The sequence below is a fragment of the Niveibacterium sp. genome, assembly GCF_041909475.1.
Taxonomy (GTDB): domain Bacteria; phylum Pseudomonadota; class Gammaproteobacteria; order Burkholderiales; family Rhodocyclaceae; genus Niveibacterium.
In genome coordinates, this window is the sequence record NZ_JAYRDJ010000028.1 from 41,139 (window position 1) to 55,888 (window position 14,750).

The 14,750-nt window shown below is 64.6% G+C and carries 15 protein-coding genes; 8 read left to right on the forward strand and 7 right to left on the reverse strand.

Annotated features, from left to right (window positions below; all coding sequences use genetic code 11):
• Nucleotides 1–92: 92 nt before the first annotated feature.
• Genes ACE3P0_RS16365 through ACE3P0_RS16375 form a run of 3 tightly spaced genes read right to left on the reverse strand, consistent with a single transcriptional unit; the run spans nt 93 to nt 2,664 of the window.
• Nucleotides 93–581: a DUF494 domain-containing protein gene (locus ACE3P0_RS16365; protein WP_374403799.1), complete on the reverse strand. Its 489-nt coding sequence runs from the start codon at nt 579–581 to the stop codon at nt 93–95.
• 14 nt (nt 582–595) lie between these two features.
• Nucleotides 596–1,702: a DNA-processing protein DprA gene (dprA, locus tag ACE3P0_RS16370; protein ID WP_374403800.1), complete on the reverse strand. Its 1,107-nt coding sequence runs from the start codon at nt 1,700–1,702 to the stop codon at nt 596–598.
• Nucleotides 1,699–2,664 (reverse strand): LysM peptidoglycan-binding domain-containing protein, encoded by a 966-nt coding sequence (locus ACE3P0_RS16375; protein ID WP_374403801.1) that lies wholly within the window; start codon nt 2,662–2,664, stop codon nt 1,699–1,701. The genes dprA and ACE3P0_RS16375 overlap by 4 nt, the downstream gene beginning before the upstream one ends.
• 193 nt (nt 2,665–2,857) lie before the next feature.
• On the opposite strand from ACE3P0_RS16375, the gene def reads away from it, so the two are divergent.
• The 8 genes from def to ACE3P0_RS16415 all read left to right on the forward strand — a co-directional run bounded on the left by def (nt 2,858) and on the right by ACE3P0_RS16415 (nt 11,131).
• Nucleotides 2,858–3,361 carry a peptide deformylase gene (def, locus tag ACE3P0_RS16380; RefSeq protein ID WP_374403802.1) on the forward strand — a complete coding sequence of 168 codons (504 nt, stop codon included), beginning with the start codon at nt 2,858–2,860 and terminating at the stop codon, nt 3,359–3,361.
• Between the two features lie 60 nt (nt 3,362–3,421).
• A complete protein-coding gene (gene fmt, locus ACE3P0_RS16385; protein ID WP_374403803.1) occupies nt 3,422–4,357 on the forward strand; it encodes a methionyl-tRNA formyltransferase in 936 nt (311 codons plus the stop codon).
• Between the two features lie 57 nt (nt 4,358–4,414).
• Nucleotides 4,415–5,263, forward strand: coding sequence for a zinc metalloprotease HtpX (gene htpX / locus ACE3P0_RS16390; RefSeq protein ID WP_374403804.1), 849 nt, complete (start codon nt 4,415–4,417; stop codon nt 5,261–5,263).
• Entirely contained in the window at nt 5,260–5,694 is a 435-nt protein-coding gene (locus ACE3P0_RS16395) for a DUF3293 domain-containing protein (protein WP_374403805.1), read from the forward strand. Before htpX ends, ACE3P0_RS16395 begins: the two co-directional genes overlap by 4 nt.
• Before the next feature lie 209 nt (nt 5,695–5,903).
• Entirely contained in the window at nt 5,904–7,172 is a 1,269-nt protein-coding gene (gene rsmB, locus ACE3P0_RS16400) for a 16S rRNA (cytosine(967)-C(5))-methyltransferase RsmB (protein ID WP_374403810.1), read from the forward strand.
• 7 nt (nt 7,173–7,179) lie between these two features.
• Nucleotides 7,180–7,752 (forward strand): DUF4390 domain-containing protein, encoded by a 573-nt coding sequence (locus ACE3P0_RS16405; RefSeq protein WP_374403806.1) that lies wholly within the window; start codon nt 7,180–7,182, stop codon nt 7,750–7,752.
• Entirely contained in the window at nt 7,749–9,872 is a 2,124-nt protein-coding gene (locus tag ACE3P0_RS16410; protein WP_374403807.1) for an ATP-binding protein, read from the forward strand. Before ACE3P0_RS16405 ends, ACE3P0_RS16410 begins: the two co-directional genes overlap by 4 nt.
• A gap of 14 nt (nt 9,873–9,886) precedes the next feature.
• A complete protein-coding gene (locus ACE3P0_RS16415; protein WP_374403808.1) occupies nt 9,887–11,131 on the forward strand; it encodes a sigma-54-dependent transcriptional regulator in 1,245 nt (414 codons plus the stop codon).
• Nucleotides 11,132–11,197: 66 nt separating this feature from the next.
• Here the strand turns inward: ACE3P0_RS16415 and ACE3P0_RS16420 are convergent, their stop codons facing one another.
• The 4 genes from ACE3P0_RS16420 to ACE3P0_RS16435 are packed head-to-tail and all read right to left on the reverse strand — an operon-like array spanning nt 11,198 to nt 14,743.
• Nucleotides 11,198–11,935, reverse strand: a complete 738-nt coding sequence (locus ACE3P0_RS16420; protein WP_374403809.1) for an ABC transporter ATP-binding protein — start codon at nt 11,933–11,935, stop codon at nt 11,198–11,200.
• Complete coding sequence (locus ACE3P0_RS16425) at nt 11,925–12,698, reverse strand: ABC transporter ATP-binding protein (protein ID WP_206254774.1); 774 nt, start codon at nt 12,696–12,698, stop codon at nt 11,925–11,927. The genes ACE3P0_RS16420 and ACE3P0_RS16425 overlap by 11 nt, the downstream gene beginning before the upstream one ends.
• The gene (locus tag ACE3P0_RS16430; protein WP_172201680.1) at nt 12,695–13,795 is read right to left on the reverse strand and encodes an ABC transporter ATP-binding protein; all 1,101 of its coding nucleotides are present in this window, start codon (nt 13,793–13,795) and stop codon (nt 12,695–12,697) included. Before ACE3P0_RS16430 ends, ACE3P0_RS16425 begins: the two co-directional genes overlap by 4 nt.
• A 15-nt stretch (nt 13,796–13,810) precedes the next feature.
• The gene (locus ACE3P0_RS16435; RefSeq protein WP_172201682.1) at nt 13,811–14,743 is read right to left on the reverse strand and encodes a branched-chain amino acid ABC transporter permease; all 933 of its coding nucleotides are present in this window, start codon (nt 14,741–14,743) and stop codon (nt 13,811–13,813) included.
• Nucleotides 14,744–14,750: the final 7 nt, after the last annotated feature.

A 14,750-nucleotide genomic window follows, 5' to 3' on the forward strand; every position in this document is an offset into this window, starting at 1 on the left:
TTACGGCAGCGGACCTCGCACCTTAAGGGTGCCGACGTCCAGCAAGAATGGGTAGGCGCCGCGCGCGCATCCGCGCAACGGCGATCGGTGTCTCAGTGCAGCAGAGCTGCGGCAGGGCTCTCTTCGCCCCACGCCGGCCCCTCGGCGCTGGATAGCAGCTCTTCCATGACCAGCGCATCGACGTTGTCCTGCTGTTGCCATAGCACCATCAGCACGATCACTTTGAGCTTTGCGAGACTGAGATCCGCGCCGGGCAAGGCCATCGCGCGCTCGATGATGCGCTCGCGCCCCAATGGGTCCAGCACACCGGAGTGTTCGAGAAAAGCAATGAAGCCGCGGCACTCGGTATCCAGCACCGCCAGTTCGGGGCCGCTGTAGATCCGGCTCGATCGGTTGTCACGCTCGATCTTCGGCGAATCACTGCCTGCCACGCGCTGCAGGCCGGACAACCATTCCAGCGCCAGGTCGATGTCTTCCGGCTCGAAGCCCGCCGCGCTGAGCTTGCGCGCGAGCAACTCCGGCTCGGGACAGGCCTCAGGGTAGCCATAGCTTTCAAACACATAAACAAGGATATCGATCATCGCGCAGCCAAGGGTCAATGCAGGCGCTGGAACCGTCCGCCGGGCAGTCGTGCGACCCGGCCGGCAAGTTCCAGCTCCAACAGGATGGCGAAGAGGGCATCGGGCGTCAACTTGCTGCGAGTGCACAAGGTGTCCGGATCAACCGGATCGAAACCCAGTGCAGCCAGAACCACCGCCTCGGGCCCGGACGCTGCCGAGTTGGCGGGAGCGGCCGGCAAATCAGCCACAACGCCCACCGTGCCACGTTGCCAGCGCAATTCATCAAGTACGTCCTGCGCCGATTCCACCAGCTTGGCTCCCTGTTTGATCAGCAGGTGGCAGCCTTTCGATAAAGGGGAGTGAATCGAGCCCGGAATCGCCAGCACCTCGCGCCCCAGTTCGCCAGCGAGCCGCGCAGTAATCAGCGATCCACTCGCCGGCGCTGCCTCGATCACCAGCACGCCTTGGGCGAGCCCGGCGATCAGGCGATTGCGACGCGGAAAGTTGTGTGCGACCGAAGGCGTACCGAGCGGAAATTCGCTGACGATGACACCGGCCTCCGCAATCCGGCGCGCGAGGGGCGCATTGCGCGCCGGGTAGATGCGATCGGCACCGGTGCCGATGAAGGCGACGGTACTGCCCTCGCCCTCCAGCGCACCGCGATGCGCCGCCGCGTCAATGCCCAGTGCGAGCCCGCTGACGATGGTCAGACCCGCCTCGGACAACGCCCGCGAGAACGCCTCTGCGTTCGCGATGCCCTGCGCCGTCGCACTGCGGCTGCCGACCACCGCAAGTGCCCTGCGCCCAAGCAAGGCAACATTGCCTTTGACGTAAAGCAGCAAAGGCGGATCAACCGTCTGCAGCAGTGCGACGGGGTACTGCGCATCGGCCAGCGTCAGCAGCGTGTTGCCTGGCTCAGCCGCCCACGCCAGCGCCGTCTGAACAGCCGCCGCGTTGTCGGTGTCAAACAGCCGTGCGGCCAGCGCGTCCCCAACGACGCCCGCGACGGCTCGCCGCCCTGAAGCGAAAACGGCCTCCGGAAGTCCGAAGGCCGCAAGAAGGGCCCGCTGTTTCTCCGGCCCGACGCCAGGTACCAGCGTCAGGCGGAGCCACGCCGCCAGATCGGCGGAGTCGTCGATCAAGGCTGGCGGACGGAGTCGGCAACCTTCACGGGACCGCCGCTCTCAACCACCAACCCATAAGCCACGCGGTCGAAAACACGGAAGACGAAGAGTGCGCCATAGCGCTCTTCCGGCAGCGCAATCGTCTCGTTCTTGCCGTCCATGTCGTACTTGGCGTCGCCGCGCGTGCGGTAGATCGCCAGCACATGGCCCGGCTCCAGACCGGCCGCACGGCCAGCGGAGATCGTGACGATGCTGTACTTGCCGGTGTACTGGATGCCGTCATGCACCTTGACGATGCGCGCCTCGACCTTGCGATCCGGCGCATGCGGCACATAGGACATGATCTCGGGCTTGCCTGCGGGCAGCATGCGGTCGCCTGCATTGACTTCACGCTGAACCGAGGTAATTTCCATCGTTGCCGGCGATCCATCCTGAACCACGCGCGCCGACCCAAGGTAAGCGGCCTCGTAGCCGAGGAGTTCGTTGGTTACCGGATCCTTCAGGGGCTGCGCACGGCGATAGATCTGCCAGTCGCTCACACCCGCCGTGACGTTGCGCGCAAAGATCGTGTCGCCGGGCCCGTTGAGCAGGCGGTTGTCGTCGGACGCGACGATCGTGGCGCTGCCGGCAAGATCGCTTTCCGAGACGAACAAGGGACGCGTCAGGAAGGGTTCAATCCGATGCAGTGGCACGCTACCGATCGGGCTCAGATCCTCAGCGCGAACCTGCGGCTGCAGCTTGACCGTACCGCCATCGCCCGGTGGCGTGGTGGTCAGGTAAGGGCCGCTGCGGTCCAGATAGATCGTCTGACCGGGATAGATCCAGTGCGGGTTCTTGATCTGCTCGCGATTGAGCCGCCACACTTGCGGCCACAACCACGGGTGCTTGAGGAACTTTCCGGAGATATCCCACAGCGTGTCGCCCTTGACGACGGTGTAGGAATCGGGGGCGTTGTCCGCCAGTTTGACGGTATCTGCCACCGCCGAAGCCGAAGCAACGGACAGTCCCAGAGCCAGGGCCAGCGCGGATATAATGCGGAACATGAATCTGCCTCGGTGTTGTTGAGCCATTATCGGGCGGACGCCCTGGCGGCCTGTTATCGGTGCTTTAGCACACGGGCATCGAGATTTCACTTCAGATTCTGCACATAGTCACTTCATCCAGCAAGCATTTATGGCGCTACTGCCCATCCTTCACTATCCCGATCCGCGCCTTCACACGAAGGCTGCGCCGGTCACCGAAGTCACCGACGAGTTGCGCACGCTGATCCGCGACATGGCTGAAACCATGTACGAAGCGCCAGGCGTCGGGCTCGCGGCGACCCAGGTGAACGTCCACAAACGCATCGTCGTGATCGACGTTTCGGAAGACAAGACCGGGCTGCGCGCCTACATCAACCCGGAGATCATTGCGCGCTCCGGCGAGCAGGTATGCGAGGAAGGCTGCCTCTCGGTGCCCGGCATCTACGAGAAAGTGACGCGTGCAGAACGCGTGACGGTGCGCGCGCTCGACGAGCAAGGCAAACCTTTCGAACTTGAAGCTGAAGGCCTGTTGGCGGTGTGCATCCAGCACGAGATCGACCACCTCGACGGCAAGGTTTTCGTTGAATACCTGTCGCCGTTGAAGCTCAACCGCATCAAATCCAAGCTCGCGAAGCGCTCGCGCATCACGGCCTGATCAGCTTGGGGTCGCGCGCCGCGCGGCTCCGTTCAACACTTCCCACGCCCTTCGCCCCAGATGAGAGTCGCTTTCGCCGGAACACCTGAATTCGCCGCCGAGGCGCTGCGCGCAATCATCGCTGCGGGCTTTGAAGTGCCCCTTGTGCTGACGCAGCCGGACCGCCCCGCGGGTCGCGGCATGCAGTTGCTGCCCAGCCCGGTCAAGCAGGTGGCGCTCGCACACGGTATCCCGGTCGATCAGCCCGAAAAGCTGCGCACCGAGGCACAGCAGGCGACCTTGCGCGCCGTGAACGCCGAGATTCTCGTGGTCGCGGCGTACGGGCTGATCCTGCCGCAGGCGGTGCTGGACATGCCACGCCATGGTTGCGTGAACATTCACGCGTCACTGCTGCCGCGCTGGCGCGGCGCCGCGCCCATCCATCGCGCGATCGAGGCCGGCGACAGCGAGACCGGCATCACGATCATGCAGATGGATGCCGGCCTCGATACCGGCGACATGCTGCTCAAGCGCGCGATTCCGATCGGCGGCGATGACACCACAGCGAGCCTGCATGACAAGCTTGCAGCGCTCGGTGGTGAAATGATCGTCGATGCCCTGCACCGCATTGCGCTGTGCGAGTTGGCACCAGCGCCGCAACCGGCAGAGGGCGTCACCTATGCGAACAAGATCGCCAAGAGCGAAGCCGCGCTGGATTTTCGCGAATCAGCCGAGCAGCTTGCGCGACGCCTGCGTGCGTTCGACCCCTTCCCCAGCGGCGTGGCGACGCTGGATGGCCAGACAATCAAACTCTGGCGCGGTGTTCCCGAAGCGGGTGACGGCGAACCGGGCACGATTCTCGGTGCAGATGCCGAGGGCGTGCGCGTTGCCTGCGGTAGCGGCGTGCTGCGCCTGACCGAATTGCAGAAACCCGGCAGCAAACGCATGGCGGCGGCCGACTTCCTGCGCGGACTTCCACTCCACGCCGAGCAGCGCTTCGCACTGCCGGACGCTTGATTTGAGGGCGCCTGGCGCCCATATCCAAACGGACACGTCTTCGCACAGGGAGCACCGATGTTCGGAAACTGGTTGAAAACCTCGATCCTGATGGCCGGGATCGTCGCGCTGTTCGGTGTCGTCGGCGCAGCGATCGGCGGCAAGAGCGGCATGTTGCTCGCGCTGCTGCTTGGCGGCGGCATGAACCTGTTCTCGTACTGGTTCTCCGACAAGATGGTGCTGCGCATGTACAACGCGCAGGAAGTCGACGCCGCCAGCTCGCCCTACCTCTACAACATGGTGCAAGGGCTCGCGCGCAACGCCGGGCTGCCGATGCCGCGCGTCTACATCATCAACGAGCAACAGCCCAACGCGTTCGCCACCGGCCGCAACCCGGACAACGCCGCGGTAGCCGCTACCACCGGCATCCTGCAGATGCTGACCGAGCGCGAGCTGCGCGGCGTGATGGCGCACGAACTCGCGCATGTGAAGCATCGCGACATCCTGATCTCCACGATTTCGGCGACGCTCGCCGGTGCGATCTCGGCACTCGCTAACTTTGCGATGTTCTTCGGCGGCCGTGATGAAGAAGGGCGCCCAGCCAATCCGCTGGTCGGCATCCTCGTCGCGATTCTGGCGCCGCTGGCTGCCAGCTTGATCCAGATGGCGATCTCCCGCGCGCGCGAGTACGAGGCTGACCGTGGCGGCGCCGAGATCTGCGGCGACCCGGCCGCGCTCGCCGACGCCCTGCAGAAGATCGACTACTACGCTCGCGGCATTCCAATGCCATCGGCTGAGGCGCACCCCGAAACTGGGCAGATGATGATCATGAATCCGCTGTCAGGCGGCGGTATCGCCGGCCTGTTCTCGACCCACCCGCCGACCGAGGAACGGATCCGCCGTTTGCGCGCGATGCGCGGCGGATGATTGACGCAGCCGCGAGCGCCTTACCCGGCGAACTGATCGCCGCCTATCGTGCGGCGTATTACCGGGTACTCACCGCGCCGCCGCTGCTGCTGCAGATCGATCGACCCGATACGGCACTTGCCGCACTCTTGCAGAAACACGGCACTGAGTGCGCAGTGCTGCTCACGGCGAGTAACCCTGCCAGCGAACTGCTGCCCGAGGACGAAAACGCGCAACGGCACGCCGCGCTACTCGCCGAACTCGCGCAACGGGGCTTCGCCACCTTGCCGGCGCGAAACGAAGCCCCTGATGGCAGCTGGCCGGCAGAGCTCAGCGTACTCGTCCTGAATGCCGACGCCGAGCTCGGAACAGACCTCGCGACGCCGTTCGGGCAGAACGCCTTCGTGGTGATCGCGCACGACGCAACACCGAGACTCGCGCTGTTACGCTGAGCCCCTTGCCGGTGCGGCTTGCGCCGCTGGCGGCAAACGGGTAAATGTCATTTCCAACTTCTGATCGGGCCGGTAACGGCACCCTCTCCATGTCCAGTTTCCGTACCCGCCCCGGTGGCCGCGCCATCACACGGCCCGACTCGCCCCGCACAACCGCGCAGCGCAGCGCGCCCCGCCCGCCGGCGCTGCCCCCGCTGCCTGCCGATTCAATGGCGCGTGCGATGTGGGTCGCTGCCGAAGCCATTGCATATGTGCGCGACGGCTATGCCCTGAACGATGGGCTAGCGGGCCTGTGGGCCGCCCATCCTGATCTGCCGCCCGGCACCCGCGGCGCCGCACAGGATCTGATCTTCGGCACGCTGCGCGACTTCGGCCGCGGCGATGCCATGCTCGCGCGCCTGCTGCGCCAACCCCTCACCGAGCCCACCATCGACGCGCTGCTGCGCGTCGCGCTGCATCGCTTGGAAGTGCGCCCGGAGACCGCCCATACGGTGGTCGACCAGGCCGTCGAAGTCGCCGCGCGAGTGGCCCGCGGCGGGCTCAAAGGTCTGGTAAACGCAGTGTTGCGCAATGCCCTGCGGCAGCGTGACACGCTCGCCACCGCGCTGGCGCGCAATCCGGAAACCCACTGGCGGCACCCGTCCTGGTGGATCGATCGCATCAAGCGCAATCAGCCGCAAAGCTGGGAGGCCGTGCTGGGCGCTGCAAACACCCACCCGCCGATGACGCTGCGGATCAACCCGCGGCGCACCACGCCCGAGGCGGTCTCGGCTGAGCTGATCGCGGCCGGCCACAGCGGACGCTGGCTCAGCCCCTACGCCTGGCGCCTCGATCGGCCCGCGCCGGTGGCATCCCTGCCCGGCTATGCCGAAGGCCGGCTTTCGGTGCAGGACTGGGGCGCACAACACGCAGCACCAATGCTCGATATCCGCGACGGCATGCGCGTGCTCGACGCCTGTGCCGCCCCGGGCGGGAAGAGCGCCCATATGCTTGAACTGCACGACTGCCGGCTGCTCGCACTGGACGCTGATCCACGCCGCGCGCAACGGATCGCGAGCAACCTGGAGCGCCTCGGCCTGAACGCCGATGTCCGCTGCGGCGATGCGCGTACGCCGCGTGACTGGTGGGACGGCGAGCGCTTTGACCGCATCCTGGCAGACGTGCCCTGCTCGGCTTCCGGCGTCGCACGCCGCCATCCCGACATCAAATGGTTGCGCAGAGCCGACGATATTGGCAATTTCGCAACAGTTCAGCGCGAGATTCTCGATGCGCTCTGGCCGCTGCTGAGCCCCGGCGGCAAAATGCTGTACGTGACGTGCTCGTTGTTCCCGGAGGAAAACAGTCTTCAGGTCGCCCGTTTTGCGGCGCGGCATCCGGACTGTCAGCGCGTCCCGCTCGACGCGGCGCTCGAGCGAACGCTGCTGCCCGATGCGGACCATGACGGTTTCTTCTTTGCCTTGCTCGAAAAACAGGCCTGACTTCCTTGTGCTACTGCGCCGGCTGCTGCTCGGCTGCGCGCTGCTGCTCGGCGCTTTAGCGCTGCCCGCCGCGGCGCAGAGCACCGCTACGATCCGCTACGCGGAGTTGCTGCCAGCCGAGGATCAGTACGTCCTCAACGCCGACATTGCGGTCGAGCTCAACCCGCGCCTGGAAGAAATCGTGCTGCGCGGCATCGCGCTTCACTTCGTCGCCGAGTGCATCCTCACGCGCGGCCGGTGGTACTGGCTCGACGAGACCATTGTCGAACGCCGTATCGCGTTCCGGCTGACCTATCACGCCCTGACGCAGAAGTACCGGCTCGCGACCGGATCGCTGGGACAAAACTTCGACACGCTGGAAGAAGCGCTGCGCACGATGACGCGACTGCGCAACTGGGCCATCGTCGATCGCAGCCGGCTACGCGGCGGCGAGTCCTACAATGCCGCGCTGCGCTTCCGGCTCGACACCGACCAGCTGCCCAAGCCCTTCCAGGTCACCGCGATCGGTTCGCGCGACTGGACGCTTGAAACGGACTGGTCGCGCTGGACCTTCCTCGCGGCTGCGGCTGAGCGTCGATGAGGGCAGTCATTGCCGCGGTGTCCGCGCTGGCCGGCATCATGCTGTTCCTGCTGGCGGCGGCGAGTTCCAAATCCTCCGCACTGATCCGCAACTATCCGCTGCTGCTGGCGCTCAACGGCACGGTCGCCGCCGTGCTGCTCGGGCTGGTCGGCTTCCAGATGCGCACGCTGTGGGTGCAATACCGCGAACACCAGTTCGGCTCGCGCCTGAAGCTCAAGCTGCTGGGCCTGTTCGCATTGATGGCGCTGGTGCCGGGCCTGGTGATCTACGGCGTGTCGCTGCAGTTCGCCACCCGTTCGATCGAGTCCTGGTTCGACGTAAAGGTCGATGCCGCGCTCGATTCCGGTATCCAGCTCGGGCGTAACGCACTGGACTACCTGCTCGATCAGCTCGCCGGGCGCGCGCGCGACACTGCCGACACGCTGGCCGAATCCCTGGGCGAATCGGGCACCGCGGTATCGGCGGCGCGCCTCGACCGTTTGCGTGACGAAGCCGGGGCCGACGTCGCGGCGCTGCTGGCCGGCAACGGAAAGATCATCGTATCGAGCGTCGGCAGCGGTACGACACTGGCGCTTGAAACGCACTCGACTGCCTCGCTGCGCCTTGCACGCGGCGCACGCGGCCTGCGCACGGTGGAAGGCGAAGGCAGTGGCGAGTTGTGGCTGCGCGTGATCGTGCCGATCCCTGCCCGCAACCTCGCCACGAACATTGAATTCCTGCAGATGTCCAAGCGTGTGCCGCCACAGATCGTGCGCACGATGGAAAACATCCAGAACGGCAATCGCGACTATCAGGAGCTGATGCTGGGCCGTGTCGGCCTGATGCGGATCTACAGCCTGACCTTGACGCTGACACTGCTGCTGGCGCTTTTCGCCGCGCTGGCGGCGGCCTTCGAGATCGCGCGCTCGCTGTCGGCGCCGCTGTCGATCCTCGCCGAAGGTACGCAGGCAGTGGCGGCCGGCGACTTCTCGCCGCGCCAGGCACTGCCGGGGCGCGACGAGTTGGGCGTGCTGACGCAGAACTTCAACCGCATGACGCGCCAGTTGCAGGACGCGCGCGCGCAAGCCGAGCGCAACCGCGCCGAAGTGGAAGCCGCGCGCGTCTACCTCGAAAGCGTGCTCGGCAACCTCTCTGCCGGGGTATTGGCCTTTTCCGACAACGGCCGCCTGCGTGCAGCGAATCGTGGCGCGATGCTGATCCTCGGCGACGATCTGGCCGGCTTCGAGAGCCTCACGCTCGACGCCTGGCCGCGGCATCAAGCCTTCCGCGACGTAGTCATCGCGGAGTTCGAAAAGCACGACAACGATTGGACGCGCGAAGTCGAACTCACCCGCGACGATGGCCGCAACCAGACCCTGCTGCTGCGCGGCTCGCGCCTGCCACCCGGCAGCGCCGGGGGCTATGTGGTGGTGTTCGACGATGTGACGGAACTGATCTCCGCGCAGCGTAACGCCGCCTGGGCGGAAGTGGCGCGCCGGCTTGCGCACGAGATCAAGAATCCGCTCACACCGATCCAGCTCTCCGCCGAACGCCTTCAGCACAAGCTTTCATCGAAGCTTGATCCTGACTCCCAGGCGATGCTCGCGCGCGCCACGCAGACCATCGTCAATCAGGTCGAGGCGATGAAGAATATGGTCAACGACTTCCGTGACTACGCGCGGATGCCACCGTCCAACTTGGCGCCGCTCGATCTGAACGCCCTGATTGGTGAAGTGCTGGGTCTGTATGAAAGTTCGCGGGTGCAGATCGAACTCGAACTCGCGCCCGAACTACCGCGTGTGCTGGGTGACGCCACCCAGTTGCGGCAGGTGATCCACAACCTGCTCACCAACGCCGAAGACGCATTGAGTGAGGAAGCCAATCCGACCGTGACGCTGGCTACGCGCCGCGACAGCCGCCGGGTCGAATTCATGGTGCGCGACAACGGCCCCGGCTTTCCGCCAGCGATGCTCGCCCGCGCCTTCGAACCCTACGTCACCAGCAAGGCGCGCGGTTCGGGGCTTGGTCTGGCGATCGTCAAGAAGATCACTGACGAACACCACGGCGAAATTTCGATCCTCAACCTTGAACCCCACGGCGCGGAAATCCGTCTCCGACTTCCGCTTGCTCCAACCGTCTGATACCGTTGCATGCTATGGCAAAGATTCTGGTGGTCGACGATGAAGTCGGCATCCGCGAACTGCTCTCCGAAATCCTCTCGGACGAAGGCTACGATGTAGTGCTCGCCGAGAACGCTGCGGCTGCGCGCAATGCGCGGCTCGCCGCGCGCCCGGATGTGGTATTGCTCGACATCTGGATGCCGGATACCGATGGCGTCACGCTGCTCAAGGAGTGGTCGGCAAACGATCTGCTGACGATGCCCGTGATCATGATGTCCGGACACGGCACCATCGACACGGCTGTCGAAGCGGTGCGCCTCGGCGCAATGGATTTCCTCGAGAAGCCGATTGCACTGCAGAAGCTGCTCGCAGCGGTGCGGCGTGGCCTGCAGCGGCAACCGGCGGTGCGCCCGCGTGCGGCGCTTTCGCTGGCGTCCTTCCCTCGCTCGGGTCCGCTCAAGGAGTTGCGGCGCCGACTCGAACAGATCGCGGAAAAATCCCGTGTTCTGACCTTGCGCGTCAGCGGCGGCAGCATCGTCGAACTGTGCGCGCGCTGCCTGCAGACGGGCGGTGCACCGTGGTTCGATCTGGCAGCGTTGACGCAGCCGATTGATCTATCGGCGCTGGAGAACGCACGCGGCGGTGTGCTGTTCGTGGAAGATCTCGCAAACCTCTCGCGCGCGCAGCAAAAGAACCTCAGCTTCGCGCTGGAGCGCCTCGAGAAGTACGACCAACGCGCCGTGTTTGGCTGCAGCCGGAGCGCTGAGGACTTGGCGGTCGACGGCTGGGATCCGCTGACGCTCAAGCGGCTGTTCGAAGTGACGCTGGCGCCGCCCTCCCTGACCGAGCTGAAGGACGAAGTGCCGGAGATGGCCAATCAGGCCTTGGTACAGCTATCGGAATCCGGTGAGGTACCGCCGCGCCGTTTCGCAACCGCTGCATTGAACGTGTTGCGCAACAAGGCGTGGCCCGGTGGCTTCAACGAGCTGCGTGCGGCAGTGCGCTCGCTTGCACTCGGTACGCTGGAAGATGAAATCGGCGCAGAGGACGTTCAACGCCTGCTGGGCCGCACGCCGAGCGCCGCGGCGTCAGCCTTGCCGCTGGATCTGCCCTTGCGCGAAGCCCGCGAGAGCTTCGAGCGGATGTACTTCGAATACCACCTGCAGTTGGAGAGCGGCAACATCACGCGCTTGGCCGAAAAGACCGGACTGGAGCGCACGCATCTATACCGCAAGCTCAAGCAACTAGGCATCCCGCTCGGCCGCCGCAACGACGGCTGATCGCATGTGCAGGCAAAAAAGAAGCCGCCCGAGGGCGGCTTCTTGCATTTCTAGGCCACAGAGCGATCAAGCCGCTTCGCCAAGATAGGCCGAGCGTACTTTCGGATCATGCAGCAGATCGTGCCCTGTACCGGACAGGGTGATCTTGCCGCTTTCCATCACATAGGCGCGGTTCGAGAAACCCAGCGCAAGGTTGGCGTTCTGTTCCACCAACAAGACTGTGACACCTTGTTTGATGACGATCTGGATCACTTCGAAGATCTTCTCGACAATCAGCGGCGCGAGGCCCATGGACGGTTCATCCAGCAGCAAGAGCTTCGGACGCGACAGAAGCGCACGACCGATCGCGACCATCTGCTGCTCACCGCCGGAAAGGGTGCCGGCCACCTGCGGCAAGCGTTCCTTCACGCGCGGCAGCATTTCATACACCCGCTGCAGGTCGGCCTCGATCTCGGCCTTGTCGTTGCGGGTGTAGGCGCCCATGCGCAGGTTCTCTTCAACCGTCAGGCGGGTGAAGATGCCGCGGCCTTCCGGCACCAGAGCGATACCTGCGCGCAGGCGCTTGTGCGCCGGCATGTTGGCGATCGGGCTGCCGGCATAGCTGAGGTCGCCGCCGGACAGCTGCAGCGTGCCAGCAATCGCGTTGAGCGTCGTCGTTTTGCCGGCACCGTTGGCGCCGATCAGCGAAACGAGTTCACCGGAGAACAGCTCAAGATCGATACCCTTGACGGCCTGAATCTGCCCGTAGGCGATCCGCGCGTCGCGCAGTTGCAGCAGCGGTGCTGCCGGGTTGTCATGCGGCATGGTGTGCGCCTCCCAGATAAGCCTCGATCACTGCGGGATTGCGTTGCACTTCGGCGGGCACGTCCTCGGCGATCTTCTTGCCGAAATCGAGCACCGCAACGCGGTCGCACAGGCCCATCACCAGCTTCACATCGTGTTCGATCAACAGCACCGTTGTGCCGTCGCCGCGGATGGTTTCGATCAGGTTGCGCAGTTGCGCGGTTTCGGTCGCGTTCATGCCGGCAGCCGGTTCGTCGAGCGCCAGCAAGCGCGGTTCGGTTGCAAGGCCGCGCGCAATTTCAAGCCGACGCTGATCGCCATACGAGAGATTGCGCGAGAGCGTACGTGCATGCTTTTCGATGCCCACGTACTTGAGCAGTTCGTACGCGCGCTCGGTCGTCAGCTTTTCCTCCTCGCGTGTATGCCGCGTCTGAAGCAACACACCGAGCAGGCCGGTCTTGGTGCGGATGTGATGGCCCGCCATCACGTTCTCGAGCGCGGTCATCTCGCGGAACAGGCGGATATTCTGGAAGGTCCGCGCGATGCCGCGATTGACGATGCGATCCGGCTTGCCGAGAGGCAGTTCGGAGCCGTTGAAGACGAACTCGCCTTCCTCGGGCGTATAGGCGCCAGTCAGCACGTTGAAGAAGGTCGTCTTGCCGGCGCCGTTCGGGCCGATCAGGCCATACACCTCGCCTTTGTTGATCGTGAGCGAGACCTCGGTGAGCGCCTTCAGGCCACCGAAGCGTTTGCTCACTGCGCGAGCTTCGAGCAGGGTGATCATTGCGCAATCTCCTTGTCGCCGAGCAGATCGGCCTTGGAGTAGCGCGACTGGGCGGGCACGAGGCCCGCAGGCTTGAGCAGCATCATCAGGATCATCGCAAGCGAGAGCAGCAGCATGCGCAGCACTTCAGGATCGAGGAAGACCTTGCCGAAGATCGCCATCTGCACCGGCAAGGCGATGTAACGCAGCACTTCCGGCAGGAAGGAGAGCGCCAGCGCGCCAACGATGACGCCGGCAAGGTTGCCCATGCCACCGAACACGATCATCGTCAGGATCGCGATCGACTCCATCAACGTGAAGCTCTCGGGACTGACGAAGCCCTGAAACGCGCCGAACAGGCCACCGGACACGCCACCAAAGGTCGCGCCCATCGCAAAGGCCAGCAGCTTGAGGTTGCGCGTGTTGATGCCGATCGCCTTGGCGGCGAGTTCGTCATCGCGGATCGCAGCCCACGCACGCCCGATTCGCGAAACCTGAATGCGTTTGACCAGGATCACCGCGAGCACGACGAAGGCGAGGAACACGTAGTAGTAGAGGAACAGCGACTTGATCTGGAATCCCTCGGTGATCTGCAGGCCGCGGTTCAGCTCGAGCCCGAACAAGGACATGCCGTCGATCTGATCGATGCCTTGCGGGCCGTTGGTGATGTTGACCGGGTGCGTCAGGTTGTTCATGAAGATCCGGACGATCTCACCGAAGCCCAAGGTCACGATCGCGAGATAGTCGCCGCGCAGCCTCAAGGTCGGGAAGCCCAAGGCGATGCCGGCGAGCGCGGCAAACCCGGCGCCGAGCGGCAACACGATCCAGAAGGGCAAATGCAGCCCGAAGTGGGGCGACGCGAGGAAAGCCCAGGTGTAGGCGCCGACGGCGTAGAACGCGATGTACCCCAAATCGAGTAGCCCCGCGAAGCCGACCACCAGGTTGAGGCCGATCGACAGCAGGATGTAGAGCATCGCGAAGTTCAGGATGCGCACCCAGGTATTGCCGAACATCGCGGCAACAACCGGTGAGACGAGCGCGATCACAACCAGCGCGACCAGCGCTGCCTTCGGGTTGCGCTTACCCAGAAACGGAATGGCTTGCGAAATATCGTTCATGTCTGCGTCCCCGCGTTACGCACGGTCGGCCACACGCTCGCCGAGCAGGCCAGTGGGGCGGAAGATCAGCACGATGCCGAGGATGATGAAGGCGAAGATGTCCTGGTAGCTGGAGTTGAGCCAGCCACCGCTCCATGTCTCGATGTAGCCCGCGCCGATCGCCTCGACCAGACCGAGCACGATGCCGCCGACCATGGCCCCGGCAAGGTTGCCGATGCCACCGAGCACCGCTGCCGTAAAGGCCTTGAGCCCCGGCATGAAGCCCATCGAATAGTGTGCGACGCCGTAGTTCGAGGCGATCATCACACCGGCCACTGCAGCCAGTGCCGAGCCGATGATGAAGGTCAGCGCGATGATGCCGTTGGTGTCCACCCCCATCAGGCTCGCGACGCGATGGTTCTCGGCGGTCGCGCGCATCGCGCGGCCCATGTTGGTGCGCGTCACCAGCAGCACGAGGCCGACCATCATCGCGGCCGAAAGGCCCACGGTGGTCATCTGCACCGGCGTCATGAACACGCCGGTCACGACCTCGATCGGCGCGGTCTGAATCAGTTGCGGGAAGCTGTGATAGTTGCGGCCCCAGATGATCATCGCGAGGGTCTGCAACAGAAACGAAACGCCGATCGCAGTGATCAGCGGCGCCAGACGCGGCGCATTGCGCAGACGTCGGTATGCGGTGCGTTCGATCGTGTAGCCGATCGCCATGCAGGCAGGCATCGCGACCATCAAACCCAGCGCGAAGTAGACGATCGGGCTAAGGCCGGGAATCGCAGCCTGAAAGAAAGTGATGGCCGTGTAAGCGACGAGGGCGCCGACCATCAAGACATCGCCGTGGGCGAAGTTGATCAGGCCAAGAATGCCGTACACCATCGTGTAGCCCAGTGCAACGACAGCATAGACGCTGCCGACCACAAGGCCGTTGATGATCTGTTGAAGCAGGGTTTGCATCACGGGA

Bases quoted from the DNA above. Each gene is read 5' to 3' on its own strand.
- ACE3P0_RS16430 (WP_172201680.1), bottom strand. From the start codon at position 13,795: ATGAACGATATTTCGCAAGCCATTCCGTTTCTGGGTAAGCGCAACCCG.
- ACE3P0_RS16425 (WP_206254774.1), bottom strand. From the start codon at position 12,698: ATGATCACCCTGCTCGAAGCTCGCGCAGTGAGCAAACGCTTCGGTGGC.
- ACE3P0_RS16435 (WP_172201682.1), bottom strand. From the start codon at position 14,743: ATGCAAACCCTGCTTCAACAGATCATCAACGGCCTTGTGGTCGGCAGC.
- def (WP_374403802.1), top strand. From the start codon at position 2,858: ATGGCGCTACTGCCCATCCTTCACTATCCCGATCCGCGCCTTCACACG.
- ACE3P0_RS16410 (WP_374403807.1), top strand. From the start codon at position 7,749: ATGAGGGCAGTCATTGCCGCGGTGTCCGCGCTGGCCGGCATCATGCTG.
- rsmB (WP_374403810.1), top strand. From the start codon at position 5,904: ATGGCGCGTGCGATGTGGGTCGCTGCCGAAGCCATTGCATATGTGCGC.
- fmt (WP_374403803.1), top strand. From the start codon at position 3,422: ATGAGAGTCGCTTTCGCCGGAACACCTGAATTCGCCGCCGAGGCGCTG.
- ACE3P0_RS16365 (WP_374403799.1), bottom strand. From the start codon at position 581: ATGATCGATATCCTTGTTTATGTGTTTGAAAGCTATGGCTACCCTGAG.
- ACE3P0_RS16415 (WP_374403808.1), top strand. From the start codon at position 9,887: ATGGCAAAGATTCTGGTGGTCGACGATGAAGTCGGCATCCGCGAACTG.
- ACE3P0_RS16395 (WP_374403805.1), top strand. From the start codon at position 5,260: ATGATTGACGCAGCCGCGAGCGCCTTACCCGGCGAACTGATCGCCGCC.
- htpX (WP_374403804.1), top strand. From the start codon at position 4,415: ATGTTCGGAAACTGGTTGAAAACCTCGATCCTGATGGCCGGGATCGTC.
- ACE3P0_RS16420 (WP_374403809.1), bottom strand. From the start codon at position 11,935: ATGCCGCATGACAACCCGGCAGCACCGCTGCTGCAACTGCGCGACGCG.